The sequence below is a fragment of the Waltera intestinalis genome (assembly GCF_009695995.1).
Taxonomy (GTDB): domain Bacteria; phylum Bacillota; class Clostridia; order Lachnospirales; family Lachnospiraceae; genus Acetatifactor; species Acetatifactor intestinalis.
In genome coordinates, this window is the sequence record NZ_VUMU01000002.1 from 58,203 (window position 1) to 77,894 (window position 19,692).

Consider the following 19,692-nt stretch of genomic DNA (forward strand, 5'->3'; position numbering starts at 1 on the left):
TATGAAGAAAAAAGTAGTGGTTGGCATGTCCGGAGGCGTGGATTCCTCCGTGGCAGCCATGTTATTAAAGGAACAGGGCTATGATGTGATCGGTGTCACCATGCAGATCTGGCAGGACGAGGAGGAAGCAGCGAAGGAAGCCAATGGCGGATGCTGCGGATTGTCTGCGGTGGATGATGCCAGAAGAGTGGCAGAGAGACTGGAAATTCCTTATTATGTCATGAATTTTAAAAAAGAGTTCAAATGTCATGTCATGGATTATTTTGTGGACGAGTATTTAAGAGGGCATACACCGAATCCCTGCATCGCCTGCAACCGTTACGTGAAATGGGAATCCCTGTTACAGAGGAGCTTAGAGATCGGCGCGGACTATATTGCCACGGGGCATTATGCGAGGATCGACAGACTGCCAAACGGCCGTTTTGCTATCCGCAATTCCGTTACGGCGGCGAAGGACCAGACCTATGCGCTGTATAATCTGACCCAGGATCAGCTTTCACATACTCTGATGCCGGTGGGAGAATACACTAAGGATGAGATCCGTGCCCTGGCAGAGGAGGCGGGACTTCCGGTGGCACATAAGCCGGACAGTCAGGAGATCTGTTTCGTGCCGGACAATGATTATGCTTCCTTTATTGACAGAGAAGCCGGAGAAAAGGTGCCGGGACCGGGCAATTTTGTCACGGAGGACGGCAGGATACTGGGGCATCATAAGGGGATTACTCATTATACCCTGGGGCAGCGCAGAGGACTGGATCTTCCCATGGGAGAGAGGGTGTTTGTTACAGCCATCCGCCCCGAGACCAATGAGGTGGTGATCGGTTCCAATCAGGAACTTTTCACGGATAAAGTATTATGTGAAAATGTGAATTATATGGCAGTGGAGAATATCACAGAACCCGTCAGAGTACTGGCTAAGATTCGCTATAATCATAAGGGCGAGCATGGAACACTTACAAAACAACCGGATGGCAGAGTACTCTGTACCTTCGATGTACCTGTGCGTGCCGCTACACCGGGACAGGCTATGGTGTTCTATCAGGGCGAACATGTACTGGGCGGCGGGACCATTGTCCTGTAGGAAAACAGGGATCACTATTTTACATAGTGGTCCTATATTTTTATCACGACACGTAACATCAATAGCGGGGGCGTGCATATAATAGAAGAAAGCTTTTATAATTCACAGGAGAGACTATGGATTATCGATTTTCGTTTCAGAGACCTATGAGAAGAAACAGCTTCTGTTCCATGAAGGGAACGATCGTGGATCTGGTGCCGGCAGGGCAGGGCGGTCGCAGAGCTGATGGATGCCTGCTATTTGCCGCTATCGAGGATACGGATGGCAATACCGTGAACTTTTTTATCAACCCCGATACCTATGTGGTGGATTTTACTACGTTGTCAGTGGGAATGATGGCAACCTTCTGGTATCGCAACGATGCGCCCATGCCCCTGATCTATCCGCCTCAGTATACGGCAGTGGTAGTGGCTGAAGAGAGAAGCGACCGGAATGTGGATGTGAGCTACTACAGCAATTCCCTGGTCAATGAGGAGCAGACATTGCAGCTGAATCTGGATGGCTCAGTGGATGTGCGTACCGTGAACAACCAGTATTTCCAGGCGAGTCCCGCGAACCATAATCTGGTGGTCATCTATTCCTCTTCCACGAGAAGCATTCCTGCCCAGACCACGCCGTCTACAGTGGTGGTACTGTGTGACAGAAACTGTGGTTAGGCAGACAAAAGAGGACAGTTGTAGTCCATAGACCTATTGAGATTTTTGCAAAAATGTTATACCATAAAACAATCCCCCATAGAATGATGTCGGGAGCAAAAGCCCCCGACTTTGATGCCTACGGATTGTTCCGTGCTGCGCACTCCCACAATCCACCCCAATATTCGCATATCGTGGGATTATCATCCCACTTTTATGCTCATATCGGGGCGGGTCCTAAGGTCTTTCGCCCACATATGAGCAAGCTCATGTGGGCTTAGACCTTTTGACCCTGGCATCATAGAATATACCCATGGCTGTCTGTGCGCAGTGCAGGCAGTCTGTGAGGGGGGAGATTACTTATGATCTGGCAGAACGAAAGAGAAAAGAGGACATTATGGGTAAGAAAAAGCAGATACGTTCTGAAGTAAAAGGGAATGTGAAAAACAGTATAGGAAGAATTGCGTTTGCAGCATTGGCTGTGCTCTTACAGATCGGTTGGATATTGATATTGATGATCAAACTGTATCAGTATTCTTCAGTGATCTCTCTGCTGACCAGCCTGTTTGCACTGGTAGTGGCGCTCAGGATTTATGGGAAACATACCAATGCCGCATTTAAGATGCCCTGGATCATTGTAATATTGGCATTTCCTGTGTTCGGTCTGTGTATTTACGGATTGTTCGGACATAAAGAGGCTATGCATAAAATCATCCGGAAATTTGAGGATGTGGATGCACAACTGATTCCTCTGAATGTTCAGGATGAGACAATATTGCAGCAGCTGGAGCAGGAAGATCCTTTGCTGGCAAATCAATGCCATTATATCTGGAAGTATGGTAATTATCCGGTGTATGACACGACAGCTGTGAAATTCTATCCGGAAGCTTATCTGGGATACGAGGAACAGCTTAAGGAGCTGGAGAAGGCAAAGCACTTTATATTCCTGGAATATCATGCCATAGAGGAGGCGGAGGCTTTTGCACGGCTGAAGGATGTATTGGCAAGAAAGGCTGCCGAGGGCGTGGAAGTCCGTATTCTGTACGACGATGTGGGCTGTATCGGCTTTTTGGATAAAAGCTTTATAGACCGCATGAATGCCATCGGTGTACAGTGCCGGGTATTTAACTATGTAGTGCCCTTTTTAAATATTTTCATGAATAACCGCGACCATCGTAAGATCATGGTCATCGACGGAAAAGTAGGATTCACCGGTGGATATAATCTGGCAGATGAGTATTTTAATATCACGCATCCTTACGGTTACTGGAAGGATACCGGTGTGAAGCTGACCGGCAGAGCGGTACAGAATTTTACCATGATGTTTTTGGAAATGTGGAACGTTATGGGACAGGCGGATACAGATTATGAAAAGTATCTGCAGGCATCGCAGGAAGGTGCGGAAGATGGAAATGTGCAGAAGGCATCCGGCTATGTACAGCCCTATGCGGATTCTCCACTGGACGGAGAGCCGGTGGGTGAGAATGTCTACCTGAACCTGATCAAGACGGCGAAGAAACGCCTCTATGTGGCAACTCCTTATCTGATCATCAGTGATGAGATGACGAGAGAGCTGGGACTGGCGGCAAAACGTGGCGTGGATGTACGGGTATTTACCCCGGGTATTCCGGATAAAAAAATCATTTACGGTGTGACCAGATCCTATTATTCCGGACTGGTGCGTCAGGGTGTGCGGGTTTATGAATATACCCCGGGCTTTTTGCATGCGAAGCAGATGCTGTGTGATGGGGATACGGCGACCGTCGGTACTATCAATATGGATTACCGGAGCCTGTATCATCATTTTGAAAACGGTGTGTGGATGCACGGCTGTGATGCCATCCGGGATATTGAGGCGGATTTTGATAAGCTGTTACAGGATAGTGAGGAAGTCACCGATAAATACCGGGATGGAAGGAAAAATAGGGCAGTGAGAGGCTGGCAGTGTATCATGCGCCTGATCGCGCCGTTGCTGTAACACACATAATAACGGAAAGCTGGAGATTACGATGAAAATACTGGTCAGTGCCTGTCTGCTGGGCGAAAACTGTAAATATAACGGGAAAAATAATTACAGCGAGCGTGTGGCAAAATATCTGGAAGGGCATGAGGTAATCCCGGTATGTCCTGAGGTGCTGGGAGGACTTCCGACCCCGAGGGATCCGTCGGAGATCGTGAGCGGCGAGGTCATAAACTGTAAAGGCATAAATGTGGACAGGCAGTTTCGGGAAGGCGCAGAGGAGGCTCTGCGGATCGCCAAAGAGAATGGCATCGATCTGGCAATCTTACAGTCACGAAGTCCCAGCTGCGGTGTAAAGCAGATTTATGATGGAAGCTTTACCGGTAAACTCATCCCCGGACAGGGGGTATTTGTACAATTGCTGGAAAAGAACGGCTTCCGGGTGATGGACTGTGAGGAAATATAATGGCAAAAATATTATTGTTTGGCGTGAGTACACAAAAAGACCGGGCTGTGCGTATGGCAGCGGAGAAAATAGGTGTGGATGTGACGGCGGTGAACCGCAGGGACTATGGACAGAAGATCGGAACACTGGCGGAAATCAGCGGTTTTCATAAGAATGGAAAAATATATAACGGTCCTGATTTTGCAATGGAAATGCTGGTGTTTTCCGGAATGGATTCGCAACAGGTGGATGCATTCCTGGCAGAATATAAGGCAACCGGCTTACCACCGGTTGCCCTGAAGGCGATTGTGACACCGTATAATGTCTCATGGACAGCGGATGCGTTGCTTCGCGAGCTGATGAAGGAACACATTCAGCTTGGAGGATAGGGAATAAAGAAAATTACAGCTTGTGATATTCCGGGCTGCGTTTTTCATAGATCGTATAATATTTGAAACCGCACAGCTGCAGAATCTCGGAGGCGAGATCCAGATAGGATCCTACATCCTGTGCTTTGTGTGCATCGCTGCCAACGGTAATGATCTCACCGCCAAGCTCGTGATAGCGGCGCAGAATATCGGTACAGGGATGGGGCTGTCTGAGACCGTAGCGGAAGCTACCGATGTTTAATTCCAGACCTTTGCCGCTGTGAACCAACAGCTCCAGAATCGGATCAATGGCATCCTTATATTTGTCATAGGAATAATTTTTATCTTTGTTCGGCGCCACACGGACGATATAATCCAAATGCCCTAAGACGTCATAATCGTCATGGCATTTCAGATTTTCCAGCGTCTCTGCAAAATAAGCACGGATGGCTTCCTCCTCGGAGGAAAACTTCTCAAAATATTCGGGGTAATAGGGATCCATTCCCCGGCACAGGTGGGTAGAGCCAATGACGAAATCAAAATCATAGGCGGAAGTAAAATCTTCGTCTCGGTCGGCCAGATGCGGCTGCAAGCCTAATTCCACACCGAAGAGAACCCGCATTTTCCCTTCGTATTTGGCGCGACAGCGGAGGATGTCATACAAATAAGAATCTGTATTCAGCAAAAAGATGCTGCCGGGTCCCTCCTCAGTATTTGGATAATCAAAATCGTTATGCTCGGTGAAACACATGGTTTCCAGTCCCAGAGAGATCCCTTTATCGATCATCTCCGGCATGGGAGCCTTTGAATCCCCGGAAAAAGAAGAGTGAAGATGACAATCTGCTTTGATAGACATATTTTTTATCCTTTCTGGTTATCATTCTGTTGTAAGTCATTTACAGGGTACAGTATAGCAAAAAACGGAGCAAAAACCATACCATTTCTAAACAAACTGTAAAATTTACCACAAAATCACAAATATTTTTCATTTACATCTTGAATTATAATCAGGAATTAGGTAAAATGTTTTTGCTGATAAAATTTTGACAATCTGTGAATCACAGTAAGTCAAAAGATATAAAATTAATATTTTAGGAGGAAACTAAAATGGCAGTAAGAGTAGCAATTAATGGTTTCGGCCGTATCGGTCGTCTTGCATTCAGACAGATGTTCGATGCAGAAGGATATGAAGTAGTAGCAATCAACGATTTAACCAGCCCTAAGATGCTGGCACATCTGTTGAAGTATGATTCTTCTCAGGGTGTTTACAAGTATGCAAGCACCGTTGAGGCTGGCGAGGACAGCATCACCGTTAACGGCAAGACCATCACCATCTACAAAGAGGCTGACGCAAGCAAGCTTCCCTGGGGTGAATTAAAGGTTGATGTAGTTCTGGAGTGTACCGGATTCTACACCTCTAAGGAGAAGGCTTCCGCACATATCACTGCCGGTGCCCGTAAAGTTGTTATTTCTGCTCCCGCAGGTAACGACCTTCCTACCATCGTATACAATGTTAACCACAAGACCCTGAAGCCCGAAGATACCGTTATCTCCGCAGCTTCCTGCACCACCAACTGCTTAGCACCTATGGCTAAGGCTCTGAACGATTGCAGACCTATCATGAGCGGTATCATGACCACTGTTCACGCTTATACCGGTGATCAGATGATCCTTGACGGACCTCAGAGAAAGGGTGATCTGAGAAGAAGCCGTGCAGGCGCTTGCAACATCGTTCCCAACTCTACCGGTGCTGCTAAGGCAATCGGTCTGGTAATTCCCGAACTGAACGGCAAGCTGATCGGCTCCGCTCAGCGTGTTCCGACCCCTACCGGTTCTACCACCATTCTGGTAGCAGTAGTTAAGGGCGCTGTAACCAAGGAAGAGATCAACGCAGCAATGAAGGCTGCTTCTACCGAGTCCTTCGGTTACAACACCGATGAGATCGTATCTTCCGATATCGTAGGCAGCACCTACGGTTCCATCTTCGATGCAACTCAGACCATGGTTGCTCCTATGGAAGATGGCAATACTCAGGTACAGGTTGTATCCTGGTATGATAACGAGAACAGCTACACCTCTCAGATGGTTCGTACCATCAAGTACTTCAGCGAGTTAGCATAAGCCGACAGGCGTTAACGCGTAAAGACCTATCAGGGTCCGGTCTTACAAGGACCGGGCCCTTTTTAGATACTAAAATAATTGGAGGTTAATACCATGGGATTAAATAAGAAATCTGTAGATGACATTAACGCAAAAGGAAAGAGAGTCCTGGTAAGATGCGACTTTAATGTTCCTTTAAAGAACGGTGAGATCACTGACGATACCCGTATCGTTGCAGCTCTGCCTACCATCAAGAAGCTGATCAATGATGGGGGCAAGGTAATTCTTTGTTCTCATCTGGGTAAGGTAAAGAACGGCCCCAACGAAGGCGAATCTCTGGCACCCGTTGCCAAGAGACTGTCCGAGAAGCTGGGCAAAGAGGTTACTTTCGTAGCTGACTACAATGTAACCGGCGAAGCAGCTACCAAGGCTGTTGAGAACATGAAGGAAGGCGACGTTGTTCTGCTTCAGAATACCCGTTTCCGTGGCGCAGAAGAGACCAAGAACGGTGAGGAGTTCAGCAAAGAGCTGGCTGACCTGGCTGATTTGTATGTATGTGATGCATTCGGCTCTTCTCACAGAGCGCATGCTTCCGTAGCAGGCGTTACTAAGTTCATCACCGCTAAGGGTGGTCAGAACGTAGTAGGTTACCTGATGGAGAAGGAGATCAACTTCTTAGGTAAGGCTGTAGAAGATCCCGTAAGACCTTTCGTAGCTATCCTGGGTGGCGCTAAGGTTGCTGATAAACTGAACGTTATCTCCAATCTGTTAGAGAAGTGCGATACCCTGATCATCGGTGGTGGTATGGCTTACACCTTCTTAAAGGCAAAGGGATATGAAATCGGTAAGTCTCTGGTAGATGATACCAAGATCGACTACTGTAAGGAAATGATGGAAAAGGCTGAGAAGCTGGGCAAGAAGCTGTTACTGCCTGTTGATTCCGTAACCATCGCTGATTTCCCTAACCCGATCGATGCTCCTGTTGAGGTTCAGGCATATGATGTTACCAACATGCCTGCAGACAGAGAGGGATGTGATATCGGACCCAAGACTGCAGCTCTGTATGCTGAGGCTGTTAAGACTGCTAAGACCGTTGTATGGAACGGACCTATGGGCGTATTCGAGAATCCTACCCTGGCAGCAGGTACCATCGCTGTAGCGAAGGCTCTGGCTGAGACCGATGCAACTACCATTATCGGTGGTGGTGACTCCGCAGCAGCTGTTAACCAGCTTGGTTTCGCTGACAAGATGAGCCACATCTCTACCGGTGGCGGAGCTTCCCTGGAGTTCCTGGAAGGCAAAGAGCTTCCCGGCGTGGCAGCAGCAGACGACAAATAAGAATAAAGAAATACTAAGGCGTCAAAAGTACGCCGCCTAAGTATTTCTAAGTTATTCTGAGGAGAATGCCTCAGGCATTCTCCGGTATACGATAAGAACGATAAAAAATAAGAGGTGTATGGTTATGGCAAGAAAGAAGATCATTGCCGGCAACTGGAAGATGAACATGACTCCCAGCCAGGCAGTAGAACTGATCAATACTTTAAAGCCCCTCGTAGCAAATGATGAAGTAGACGTACTGCTGTGCGTTCCCGCAATCGACATCATTCCCGCTATGGAGGCAGCAAAGGGTTCCAATATCATGATTGGTGCCGAGAATATGTACTTCGAGGAGAAGGGTGCTTTCACCGGCGAGATTTCTCCCGCAATGTTAGATGATGCAGGTGTGAAGTATGTGATCATCGGTCACTCCGAGAGAAGAGAGTACTTTGCAGAGACTGACGAGACCGTGAACAAGAAAGTCCTCAAGGCTTTCGAACATGGCATTACTCCCATCATCTGCTGTGGTGAGACTTTGACGCAGAGAGAGCAGGGTGTTACCATCGACTTCATCCGTCAGCAGATCAAGATCGCATTCCTGAATGTAACTGCCGCACAGGCAGCAACCGCTGTGATCGCATACGAGCCCATCTGGGCGATCGGTACCGGCAAAGTAGCTACTACCGAGCAGGCACAGGAAGTATGTAAGGCAATCCGTGAGTGCATCGCTGAGATCTATGATGATGCAACCGCAGCAGCTATCCGTATCCAGTATGGCGGATCCGTATCTGCTTCCAGCGCTCCCGAACTGTTTGCACAGGCAGACATCGACGGTGGTCTGGTAGGTGGCGCTTCCCTGAAGGCTGACTTCGGACAGATCGTAAACTATAAGTAATAGAACAATTGCACAAAAAATAAGGGCTCAAAACCCTTGAAAAAAGAGGATTCTTTGTTGAAAGCCAACAATGGAATCCTCTTTTGTTATGTTATATAATCTAATAAGTATCACCCTTTTCTATCACTAAACTATCATCAGGAATGGCGGGTTATGCCATTTTCTTACGTAGATTACGGCAGATAGATTAAAATGAATGTGGTTGCGGCTGGGGATTAATACGGTATAATTTCAGTATCTGGAAGTCTGAGACACATGGAAAGGCAGGGAACGCTTTATGAAATATGTATTTACAAATGGAAAAATCTTAAACGGTACAAAAGACATGCAGGTACAGGAGGGGCAGGTCATTCTGGTGGAAAATGAGAGGATTACAGAAATTCTGCCAGCGGAAGAAGGCGGGAAACGAAACCTGAAGGCTTCCGGGTATGAAGAGATCGACCTGCAAGGAAAATATATCCTGCCAGGACTGATCAATATGCATGTACATCTGGCGGGTAACGGAAAGCCGCAGAAGAAGCAGAGAGACAATGAAGCGTTGGTGAAAAAGATCATGAGCAATGGTCTGACCAAAGCGATCGCCTATAACATGGTCTGTGGCTTTGCCAAAGACGAGCTGTACAGTGGTGTGACCACGATCCGTACCGTGGGAGGCCTGGGAGATTTTGATACCAGACTGCGGGATGACATTGCCGCAGGCAAAAAGCCAGGGCCCAGAATCCTCGCAGCGAACGAAGGCATCTCTGTCCCCGGCGGACATATGGCCGGCTCCGTGGCAATCGCGGCAGGCAGCATCGAAGAAGCTTTGCAGCATTTGGAAATTGTCAAAGCACAGAAGGTGGATCTGGTAAAACTCATGATCACCGGCGGCGTACTGGATGCGAAAGAAAAAGGGGTGCCCGGTGAATTAAAAATGGCTCCCGAAATGGTAAAGGCAGTCTGCGATAAAGCGCATGGCATGGGATATAAGGTAGCGGCTCATGTGGAGTCTCCGAAGGGCGTAAAAGTTGCTCTGCAGAATGGGGTAGACTCTATCGAACACGGTGCAAAAGCGGACGAAGAGATGATAGCGCTTTTCAAGGAACACAATGCATTTCTGTGCACTACATTGTCTCCGGCGCTTCCTTATGCACTGTTCGACCGTTCCATTACTAATGCTTCCGAAGTGGAACAGTTTAACGGCAATGTGGTATTTGAAGGTATCATTGACTGTGCGAAGGCGGCGATTGCCAACGATATTCCTGTGGTACTGGGCAATGATGTGGGATGCCCCTGGATCACCCAGTATGATTTCTGGAGAGAATTATACTACTTCCACAAGTATGTGGGAGTCTCCAATACTTTTGCACTGTACACCGCTACCTGCCGGGGCGCCGAAATGGCAGGCATCGGAGATATCACCGGTACACTGGAACCCGGTAAATGCGCAGATATGATCGTGGTGGAGAAGAATCCTTTGGAGGACATAAGGGCACTTCGTAATGTGGATATGGTTGTGTCGCAGGGGAAAGTGCTCCGTTCCCCGAAGGTGAAGAAAAAGCAGATCGTAGAGACGGAACTGGACAAATTTTTATAAGGAAATAGCATATGACTTTTGATAAATTAGAGAAAAATCTTATGGATGTGATCCAGGAGGAACAGGCTAAGTTAGGGTTTCGCAGAGAGAAAATCCGCCTGTATTATCCTTTAACTACATTGAATCATTTACTGGATACTGAGGATACGGCCGAACAGATGGAAATCACACTTGCCAGACAGCCGGAGAGTATGACGCGGAAGCTTGGAAACCTCGATGTTACCCGCAGAGGAGACCGCTTCTGTCTCTGTATTCCGGAGGAGGGCAGTGCTTATGTCCATGAGCATTTTGCGGAGACAGGATTTATCTATGAATTGATCCGGCTGATTGGTGAACATGATTGTAAGCTCGAGGATATACGACGGTTATTTTTAAGTCACTCCGAGAATATTTATGTGGAAGAGATGCAGGGTGAGGATTTTGATGTTATGATCCGTTTCCCGGAAGGGATGGGGGACCCTTATTGCTATTGCTTTCGTGACGAAGGGTGTCATGTGATCTATCACCGTTTTCTGCCGGAAGATTATGCGGAGCTGATGAAAGCGTGAGATAGCAGGGGAGCGAACGATAAGAAAAGATTAAGTGCAATTTTAGCATATGGAAATACGTCAGAATGTATGGTAAGATATAGGAAGTTCCATTAAGAAAAATGTCGTAAAAGGCAGAAAGCGGGGGGTAAGATGATCTTTAAGTGTAAAAACTGTGGCGGTAATGTGGTCTACAGCCCGGAGAGAAAGAAAATGTTCTGTCCTTTCTGTGAGAGCGAGGACAGTGAAGAACGCCAGGATGGCGTGATCGAGACGAGCGGTGACGAAAACAGTATTGCGTCGGAAGCGTCCCAGGCAGCAGGAGCAGATCAACCGGAAGGAAAGCTGTCGGCAGCCGAAGGGGAAGCTCTGAAAAAGGTGAATAAGGTATGTCCAAACTGTGGTGGTGAAATACCAATGACAGCGAGTACCTCCGCAACTCAGTGCCCCTACTGCGACAACTATGTGATCGTAGACGATCAGATAGCCGGAAGCTATACACCGCATATGCTGATACCGTTCCGTATGGGTAAGGAAGGCTGCAAAAAGCTGATCCGTGATAAATTTGAAAAATGTATTTTTGCACCGACAGATTTTCTGTCTGAGGTGAGACTGAATGGTATCCACGGTGATTATGTACCATTCTGGTTTTATGATTATGATACCAATTGTACATTCCACGGAGAAGGTACCAAGGTGCGTAGCTGGACTACCGGTAATACCCAATATACCGAGACTTCTTATTATGATATTGTCCGGGATATGGATATTAATTTTGACAAGATTCCGGTGGATGCATCCATCGGAATGCCGGATGATGTCATGGATCTGATGGAGCCTTTTGATTATAAGGAACTTCAGGAGTTCAAACCGGAGTACCTGTCCGGATTTTACAGTGAGCGTTACAATATGACCTCCGATCTGGTGGAGAGCCGGGCGAAGGCGAAGATGCAGGAAGATGCGCAGAAGATGCTGCATGACAGCTATTCCGGTTATTCCAGCGTCCGCAAACTGGGAGAAAATATCAGCGTAACAGGCAGTGAGGTAAATTATGGACTTCTGCCGGTATGGAAGTATGATTATACCTATAAAGGGAAAGAGTATCCTTTCTATGTGAACGGACAGACCGGTAAACTGGTAGGTACCGCACCGATTTCCAAAGCAAAGGTGTGGGCTTACGCAGGAACACTTGGTGTGACACTGGCGGCAATTTTATGCATGGTAAATGCGATTGCCAGTCTGCTGTAGAGATTATGAGGGAAGGATAACGGGACAATGGAAAAAGATATTAAGAGAGAAGCACTGAGACAGTACTTCATATATTTTAAAATATGGTTTATCATTGCCGGAATATTGGCAGTGATCACTATCGGAGCGGCAGTTGTTCATGCACTTACGCCTAAGCCCGTACGGGGCAACAGTCAGGAGCCCACAGAGCGTGTATATGACTATGCGGATATGTTGACGGATGAAGAGGAGCAGAGTCTGCGGGAATATATTGCGGAGTGTGAGGAGAAGATTCAGGCAGATATCGTCATCGTAACAATCTCCGAATCGGTAGAATATGATCTGCAGGATCCGGATCTTCCGGAGGCATTTCATGCGAAGGAGGTCGGCAGCACCGACTGGAGCACTGCTATGAGAGATCTGGCAGATAACTTCTATGATTACAATAATTACGGCTATAACAAGGTACATGGCAACGGCGTTCTGCTTCTGGATAATTCCTATGAGGGACAGAAGGGAAGCTGGCTGTCCACCTGCGGAAATGTCTATGATTATTTTGGTGATTATGAGATCGACCAGGCATTGTATGCAGTGGATGACTACATAGACGAAAGCCCCTACAGAGCATATAAGAATTGTATCAGTTATGTGACCCGGACCATGGAGGAGAGCCAGGAAAGCATGCCTATGACATTTGCTCCCTGGATCCTGGTAGGACTTGTGGTCGCTCTGATCTATGCAGTGGTGAATCTGCATCAGAACAAAGCAAAGGATACTACCGCAACGAACCAGTATGTTGAAGGTAAAAAGCCAAAGATCAACGATACCAGAGATCAGTATCTGCGTAAGAATGTGGTTACCAGAAGAATCGAGACCAGCAGTAGCAGCGGAGGAAGCAGCCACCGCAGCGGAGGTCATGGCGGAAGCCACAGAAGCAGCAGCGGCGTCAGCCATGGTGGCGGTGGACACAGAAGATAAGAAATATGTGCGGGCTTATCGCCCGCACATATTAAATTGCACAATAAAAGCACCTACATGACGGTATAGGTGCTTTTTGTATGCCTTAAATTCTGTATCAGTTCAAGAAAAATTAAGCCATTCCGTTAACAGCTTTGCTCAGACGGGAAATCTTTCTCGCCACGTTGTTCTTGTGGTAAACGCCCTTAGAAGCAGCCATCTCGATGGTCTTGGTAGCAGCGGTCAGTTCAGCCTTTGCAGCTTCCTTGTCGCCGGATTCAACTGCGGCGTATACCTTCTTGATAGCAGTCTTAACGCCGGAACGGATAGCTTTGTTTCTGTCAGCTCTTGTGCGGGATACTAAAATTCTCTTTTTTGCAGATTTAATGTTAGCCAAGTCGTACACCTCCATAATGTATACAATAAAATTATAATTTACAAGAAATGTTTCACTTTAGCCAGACACGGAAGACTAACGTAAACATACTATTGTAGTTTAGACAATCTGCCGCCTTTTGTCAATACATATTTTGCGTTTTTTTGTAAAAAATATATTGCCAAGAAAGGCAGGCAGAGAGTGTAAAATGGATAATTTTCAGATCAGAACGGACCTTGCCCTGGAGGCAAGAGAAAGCGTCAACGAGGAAGAAAGTAAATTACGGGGTGTGTCGGTGGAAGAACACTACGAGGAAGAGGCGGATCTTCGTATCACTAAGGTTACGATCGATACGAAAAATGCAGAGAAAATGCTGGGAAAACCCATGGGAGTCTATGTGACGATGGAGGCTCCGGCGATGGTGGAGCCGGATGATGATTATCATCGGGAGATTTCAGAAGCACTGGCGGAAGAACTTCTGAAAATGATGCCGCAGGAACAGGAAGAACAGTCGGTACTGGTGGTGGGCCTGGGCAACAGAGAAGTGACTGCGGATGCACTGGGACCTCAGGTGGTAGATAACCTCCTGATCACCAGACATGTAGTGAAAAATTATGGTAAGGCAGCATATAACTGCACCCGGATGAATCTTGTCAGTAGCATTGAGCCGGGAGTCATGGCCAAGACCGGCATGGAGACAGCGGAAATCATAAGCGGAGTTGTAAAAGAGACCGGACCGGATGTACTGATCGTTGTGGATGCGCTGGCTGCCCGCAGTACCAGAAGACTGAACCGAACGATCCAGATTACCAATACTGGGATCCAGCCGGGCTCCGGTGTGGGAAATCATCGTAATGCACTGACACAGGAAACACTGGGAGTGCCGGTGATAGCTATAGGAATTCCTACGGTAGTGGATGCAGCTACCATTGTAGGGGATGCCCTGGAAAAACTGATGAGTGGCGAGAAGGAATTTGATGCGGTGAAATATATGGGACAGCATAGAATGGCATTTGCGGAACTGAACAATATGTATATGACGGGAAAAGATATTGATTCTGTAGTGAAGAGGGTCAGCTATACTGTGTCCGAAGGAATCAATATAGCCATGGAAAAATCATTTGTGGTATAACGAATCAAAGAAAACGTGCCGGCATATATATAGGGGAGAACGTATGGGAAGGGGAGTGGCGGCGGTAAAAATGAGTCAAAGGAACATGCATCGGACGGCGTTGCTCCTTATGGTCGGAAGCGGCATTTTGCTGACGACCGGAAACGGAACGGATGCTTATCCGATCGTTGGGTATTCTCAGGCGGTTGCAGCCTCTGAAGACAGCACGGGAATATTGCTGGAACAGTCGGTACAGGGACTGGTGCCCCTGCTGGGATACGGAGATATTCGGAAAACGCGGACACAGCCGCCGGAGGATGAGTCTACGTGGCATACACTGACAACGGAAGAATTGTTGGGAGCAGATGGAATTCTTCCGCAATCCGGTGGAAAGGAAACACAGGAGGTGGAGGAACCGGCGGAGAGTACTTCCGCAACAGCCGGCGGAGAATTTGTTCCGGCCGGCAGACAGATGCAGATTGACCTTGCACAGTTAAAGGACTACGAATCACTGGTAGGAAATTTTTATGCAATTGATGCCAATACCATGATAGGAAGCGATCAACTATCCGTGGATAAGTTTATGGAAATCGATATGACCATGGCGAAACAGGAGGGAGAAGGCCCACAGATCCTGATCTATCACACCCATTCCCAGGAGGCATTTGCAGATTCTGTGCCGGGAGATGTGAACACAGGTATTGTGGGAGTGGGAGAATACCTGACACAGGTGCTTACAGAACAATACGGCTACCGGGTACTTCATCATACCGGACAGTATGATGTGGAAACCAGAGACAATGCTTATTCCAGGGCGCTTCCGGAAGTGGAACAGCTACTTGCAAAGAATCCGTCCATTCAGGTGGTGATAGATCTGCACCGAGATGAAGTGGCGCAGGACACCAGACTGGTGACGGAACTGCAGGGCAGACCCACCGCTAAATTTATGTTCTTTAACGGACTCAGCCGCACGCGCAAGACAGGAGATATCGATTATCTCCGGAATGATAATCAGGAGGCAAATCTGGCATTTTCTTTTCAGATGCAGCTGAAGGCAGCGGAGTATTACCCGGGTCTGACCCGCAGAATCTATTTGAAGGGATACAGATACAATATGCATCTGTGTCCCAGGACGCTTCTGGTGGAACTGGGAGCGCAGAATAATACATATGAGGAAGCCATCAATGCCTGTGATCCGCTGGCACATATTTTGGATATGGTCCTTGGAGGGGAATGATCTGATTTACGAATCGAAGCAAAAACATAGACAAGAATGCGGATTTTATGCTACAATCGTTAGATGCAAGAATATGTCAGGAATGGAGAGTAGTATGACAGCGATAGATCAGAGCAAGATCCGCAATTTTTGTATTGTGGCACATATAGATCATGGAAAATCCACTTTGGCAGACCGCATTATTGAGAAGACCGGTCTGCTGACCAGCAGAGAAATGCAGGCACAGGTTCTGGATAATATGGATCTGGAGAGAGAGCGTGGCATCACCATCAAGGCACAGGCAGTACGCACGGTATATCAGGCGCAGGACGGAGAAGAGTATATCTTTAACTTGATCGATACTCCGGGACATGTGGACTTTAACTACGAAGTCAGCCGTTCTCTGGCGGCCTGCGACGGCGCGATCCTGGTGGTGGATGCGGCACAGGGCATTGAGGCACAGACACTGGCGAATGTTTATCTGGCACTGGATCATGACCTGGATGTCTTCCCGGTCATCAATAAGATCGACCTGCCCAGTGCGGATCCCCAGAGAGTGATTGAGGAGATCGAGGATGTTATCGGCATCGAGGCACAGGATGCACCGCTGATATCCGCAAAAAACGGTATCGGCATTGAGGAAGTGTTAGAACAGATCGTGAAGAAAATTCCCGCACCAAAGGGCGATCCGACGAATCCTCTACAGGCGCTGATCTTTGATTCCGTGTATGATTCCTACAAGGGTGTCATTATTTTCTGCCGTGTCATGGAAGGTACCGTGAAAAAGGGCACTGTCATCCGCATGATGGCTACCGGAGCCAGGGAGGAAGTAGTGGAGGTCGGATACTTCGGCGCCGGTCAGTTTATTCCCTGCGAAGAGCTTTCCGCGGGAATGGTAGGTTATATTACCGCTTCCATTAAAAATGTAAAAGACACCGCAGTGGGTGATACGGTGACAGACGATAACAATCCCTGTGCAGTGCCCCTGCCCGGTTATAAAAAAGTCCAGTCCATGGTGTATTGCGGTCTGTATCCCGCAGACGGCTCCAAATACCCAGATCTGAGAGATGCCCTGGAAAAATTACAGTTAAACGATGCGTCCCTGTTTTATGAACCGGAGACCTCCGTGGCATTGGGATTTGGTTTCCGCTGCGGATTCCTGGGACTGTTGCATTTGGAGATTATTCAGGAGCGTCTGGAACGAGAGTATAATCTTGATCTGGTGACCACTGCTCCCGGAGTAGTCTATAAGGTACACAAGACCAATGGGGAAGTGATCGAGCTGACCAATCCGTCCAATCTGCCGGATCCTTCCGAGATCGAATACATGGAGGAGCCTGTGGTAAATGCGGAGATTATGGTAACCTCTGAATTTATCGGATCTATTATGGAATTGTGCCAGGAGCGTCGCGGCAAGTATCTTGGCATGGAATATATCGAAGGCACCAGAGCATTGTTAAAATACGAATTGCCTTTGAACGAGATTATTTACGATTTCTTTGATGCACTGAAATCCCGCTCCCGCGGTTATGCTTCTTTTGATTATGATCTGAAGGGTTATGAGAGATCCAATCTGGTGAAGCTGGACATTCTGATCAACCGCGAGGAAGTGGATGCACTGTCCTTCATTGTCTGTGCGGACTCCGCCTATGAGAGAGGCCGTAAGATGTGTGAGAAATTAAAGGATGAGATTCCGAGACACCTCTTCGAGATTCCCATTCAGGCAGCTATCGGCGGCAAGGTGATCGCCAGAGAGACCGTAAAGGCTATGCGTAAGGATGTGCTGGCAAAATGCTACGGCGGTGATATTACCCGTAAGAAAAAGCTGCTGGAGAAGCAGAAAGAGGGTAAAAAGCGTATGCGGCAGTTCGGTAACGTAGAAATCCCGCAGAAAGCATTTATGAGCGTTTTGAAACTGGATGACAAGAATTAACCATAATTTATTGAAGGAGTAATATGAATCAGAAGGAACTGGAAATATATATTCATATTCCCTTTTGCATAAAAAAGTGCAGCTATTGTGACTTTCTGTCTGCTCCTGCTACGGAGCAGACGGTAGAGTCCTATATGGCTGCACTTTTTGCCGAAATCGAAGGGAAGTCCGGTAAATATCGGGATCGCAGAGTGGTGTCAGTGTTTATTGGTGGAGGAACGCCGTCGCGGCTTACCGGAGAGCAGATGGGGAAGCTGATGGCGTGTATCAGACGGAATTTTTCCCTGGACCCGGCGGCAGAGATCACGACGGAAGTAAATCCGGGAACCGTGTCAGAGGAAAAGTTACGTACCTTTCGTAAGGCAGGGATCAATCGCCTGAGCATCGGAATGCAGTCCGCACAGGATGAAGAACTACGTGAACTCGGCAGGATCCATGATTTTGCCGGATTTCTTGAAGCATATGAAGCAGCGGTGCAGGCAGGATATACGAATATCAATGTGGATGTTATGAGCGGATTGCCGGGACAGACGCTTGAAAGTCTACGGGATACCCTGGGGAAACTATTGGCACTCCGGCCTATGCCACAGCATGTTTCGGCATATAGTCTGATCGTGGAGGAGGGAACCCCTTTTGCGAGGATGGCGGAGCGGGGAGAATTACAGCTGCCGGAGGAAGATACGGAGCGGGCAATGTATGAGGAGACCAGGGAGATACTGGCAAAATATGGCTTTCATCGTTATGAGATATCCAATTATGCCAGGGATGGGTATGAGTGCCTTCATAATGTCGGTTACTGGATCCGCAGGGATTATCTGGGCTTTGGTATTGGCGCGGCATCGCTGGTTGATAATGTGAGATTCCAGAATGGACGGGATCTTATCACATATTTGGAGAATCCGCAGGATTGCCGGGAAGAAGAACAGGTGCTTACGGAGCAGGAGCAGATGGAGGAGACCATGTTTTTGGGACTGCGTCTGATCCGGGGAATCTCCTATGAACAGTTTGAAAAACAGTATGGCAGAAGTCTTCCCGAGGTATATGGACCGGTGATCACGCAGAATATTGCAGACGGCTTACTCCGGGAATACACAGAGGAGTCAGGGGAGAGATTTCTGGCACTTACGGAAAAGGGACTGGATGTAAGCAATTATGTGATGGCACAGTTTTTATTCTGAGGTCTGTGAGGACTGACAGGCACTTGTGGACAGAACAACACATAAAATAACATAAGCAACTGTCCACGGAGGTGCTTTTTGAAGACCTTTCAGCAACCCTTAACTGCAGGAGAAGAAGCTTATTATATCCGTTTACTCAGGGAAGGTACCGTGGAAGAATCCATACAGGCGAAAGAAATTCTGGTGGAGAGGAATTTACGCCTGGTGGCGCATATCGCCAAAAAATACCAGAATGTGGAAGAGGATATGGAGGACCTGATCTCCATCGGATGTATCGGACTGATCAAAGCAGTGAATTCTTTCGATTCCGGAAAAGGCAGGCTGGCTACGTATGCCTGTCGTTGTATCGATAATGAACTTCTGATGATGCTGCGAAGCCGTAAAAAGCTGTCCAGGGAAGTATCTCTATATGAACCGATCGGTCAGGATAAGGAAGGCAATGCTATTCACCTCCTGGATGTGATCGAAGAGAAACAGAAGGATATCGTGGAGGATATGGAGCTCGGAAGAAATATCAGACGCCTGTTTTCGGCCCTTGATCACTGCCTGTCAGACAGAGAATACCGGATTCTTGTAATGCGTTATGGCCTGCGGGGGCAGAAAGAACATACGCAGCAGGAGGTCGGGGATATTCTTGGAATCTCCAGAAGCTATGTGTCCCGTATGGAAAAACGAGCGCTGCATAAGCTTGCATCTAAGCTTCGGGAAGACTAAACACAATCTTGTCAATTATTAGACACTGTGATATATTTTTTTTGTAAGTACGTTTGGATAAGAGGGGGAATATCGG

19 protein-coding genes are annotated in these 19,692 nt (G+C 47.6%); 17 read left to right on the top strand and 2 right to left on the bottom strand.

What is annotated here, in order from left to right; translation table 11 throughout:
* Position 1: 1 nt before the first annotated feature.
* The 5 genes from mnmA to FYJ59_RS02030 all read left to right on the top strand — a co-directional run bounded on the left by mnmA (position 2) and on the right by FYJ59_RS02030 (position 4,510).
* Positions 2–1,081 carry a tRNA 2-thiouridine(34) synthase MnmA gene (mnmA, locus tag FYJ59_RS02010; protein WP_154495064.1) on the top strand — a complete coding sequence of 360 codons (1,080 nt, stop codon included), beginning with the start codon at positions 2–4 and terminating at the stop codon, positions 1,079–1,081.
* A gap of 116 nt (positions 1,082–1,197) precedes the next feature.
* Positions 1,198–1,737, top strand: a complete 540-nt coding sequence (locus FYJ59_RS02015; protein WP_154495065.1) for a hypothetical protein — start codon at positions 1,198–1,200, stop codon at positions 1,735–1,737.
* A 376-nt stretch (positions 1,738–2,113) separates the two neighbouring features.
* Positions 2,114–3,694, top strand: coding sequence for a cardiolipin synthase (cls, locus tag FYJ59_RS02020; protein WP_154495066.1), 1,581 nt, complete (start codon positions 2,114–2,116; stop codon positions 3,692–3,694).
* Between the two features lie 31 nt (positions 3,695–3,725).
* On the top strand, positions 3,726–4,142 hold the full coding sequence (locus FYJ59_RS02025) for a DUF523 domain-containing protein (protein WP_154495067.1): 417 nt from the start codon (positions 3,726–3,728) through the stop codon (positions 4,140–4,142).
* Entirely contained in the window at positions 4,142–4,510 is a 369-nt protein-coding gene (locus FYJ59_RS02030) for a DUF3783 domain-containing protein (protein WP_154495068.1), read from the top strand. The genes FYJ59_RS02025 and FYJ59_RS02030 overlap by 1 nt, the downstream gene beginning before the upstream one ends.
* A gap of 13 nt (positions 4,511–4,523) precedes the next feature.
* Here FYJ59_RS02030 and FYJ59_RS02035 read toward each other — a convergent pair whose 3' ends face one another.
* A complete protein-coding gene (locus tag FYJ59_RS02035; protein ID WP_154495069.1) occupies positions 4,524–5,345 on the bottom strand; it encodes a histidinol-phosphatase HisJ family protein in 822 nt (273 codons plus the stop codon).
* 251 nt (positions 5,346–5,596) lie between these two features.
* On the opposite strand from FYJ59_RS02035, the gene gap reads away from it, so the two are divergent.
* The 7 genes from gap (at position 5,597) to FYJ59_RS02070 (ending at position 13,109) form a co-directional block, all read left to right on the top strand.
* On the top strand, positions 5,597–6,610 hold the full coding sequence (gene gap, locus FYJ59_RS02040) for a type I glyceraldehyde-3-phosphate dehydrogenase (RefSeq protein WP_022154143.1): 1,014 nt from the start codon (positions 5,597–5,599) through the stop codon (positions 6,608–6,610).
* A gap of 93 nt (positions 6,611–6,703) precedes the next feature.
* Positions 6,704–7,927 carry a phosphoglycerate kinase gene (locus FYJ59_RS02045; RefSeq protein WP_154495070.1) on the top strand — a complete coding sequence of 408 codons (1,224 nt, stop codon included), beginning with the start codon at positions 6,704–6,706 and terminating at the stop codon, positions 7,925–7,927.
* Positions 7,928–8,051: 124 nt separating this feature from the next.
* Positions 8,052–8,801, top strand: a complete 750-nt coding sequence (gene tpiA / locus FYJ59_RS02050; RefSeq protein WP_022154141.1) for a triose-phosphate isomerase — start codon at positions 8,052–8,054, stop codon at positions 8,799–8,801.
* 277 nt (positions 8,802–9,078) lie between these two features.
* Positions 9,079–10,377: an amidohydrolase family protein gene (locus FYJ59_RS02055; protein ID WP_154495071.1), complete on the top strand. Its 1,299-nt coding sequence runs from the start codon at positions 9,079–9,081 to the stop codon at positions 10,375–10,377.
* A gap of 11 nt (positions 10,378–10,388) precedes the next feature.
* Positions 10,389–10,925 (top strand): DUF3877 family protein, encoded by a 537-nt coding sequence (locus FYJ59_RS02060; RefSeq protein ID WP_154495072.1) that lies wholly within the window; start codon positions 10,389–10,391, stop codon positions 10,923–10,925.
* A 132-nt stretch (positions 10,926–11,057) separates the two neighbouring features.
* On the top strand, positions 11,058–12,152 hold the full coding sequence (locus FYJ59_RS02065; protein ID WP_154495073.1) for a hypothetical protein: 1,095 nt from the start codon (positions 11,058–11,060) through the stop codon (positions 12,150–12,152).
* 27 nt (positions 12,153–12,179) lie between these two features.
* Complete coding sequence (locus FYJ59_RS02070) at positions 12,180–13,109, top strand: TPM domain-containing protein (protein ID WP_154495074.1); 930 nt, start codon at positions 12,180–12,182, stop codon at positions 13,107–13,109.
* A gap of 112 nt (positions 13,110–13,221) precedes the next feature.
* Here the strand turns inward: FYJ59_RS02070 and rpsT are convergent, their stop codons facing one another.
* On the bottom strand, positions 13,222–13,500 hold the full coding sequence (gene rpsT, locus FYJ59_RS02075; protein WP_205839428.1) for a 30S ribosomal protein S20: 279 nt from the start codon (positions 13,498–13,500) through the stop codon (positions 13,222–13,224).
* 172 nt (positions 13,501–13,672) lie between these two features.
* Here rpsT and gpr point away from each other — a divergent pair, with 172 nt between their 5' ends.
* The 5 genes from gpr (at position 13,673) to sigK (ending at position 19,616) form a co-directional block, all read left to right on the top strand.
* The gene (gene gpr, locus FYJ59_RS02080) at positions 13,673–14,596 is read left to right on the top strand and encodes a GPR endopeptidase (protein WP_022154135.1); all 924 of its coding nucleotides are present in this window, start codon (positions 13,673–13,675) and stop codon (positions 14,594–14,596) included.
* A gap of 43 nt (positions 14,597–14,639) precedes the next feature.
* Positions 14,640–15,812 carry a stage II sporulation protein P gene (locus FYJ59_RS02085; protein WP_154495075.1) on the top strand — a complete coding sequence of 391 codons (1,173 nt, stop codon included), beginning with the start codon at positions 14,640–14,642 and terminating at the stop codon, positions 15,810–15,812.
* Positions 15,813–15,906: 94 nt separating this feature from the next.
* Positions 15,907–17,724 carry a translation elongation factor 4 gene (gene lepA / locus FYJ59_RS02090; protein WP_022154133.1) on the top strand — a complete coding sequence of 606 codons (1,818 nt, stop codon included), beginning with the start codon at positions 15,907–15,909 and terminating at the stop codon, positions 17,722–17,724.
* A 23-nt stretch (positions 17,725–17,747) separates the two neighbouring features.
* On the top strand, positions 17,748–18,902 hold the full coding sequence (hemW, locus tag FYJ59_RS02095) for a radical SAM family heme chaperone HemW (RefSeq protein WP_154495076.1): 1,155 nt from the start codon (positions 17,748–17,750) through the stop codon (positions 18,900–18,902).
* 78 nt (positions 18,903–18,980) lie between these two features.
* Complete coding sequence (sigK, locus tag FYJ59_RS02100; protein ID WP_154495077.1) at positions 18,981–19,616, top strand: RNA polymerase sporulation sigma factor SigK; 636 nt, start codon at positions 18,981–18,983, stop codon at positions 19,614–19,616.
* Positions 19,617–19,692 lie beyond the last annotated feature (76 nt).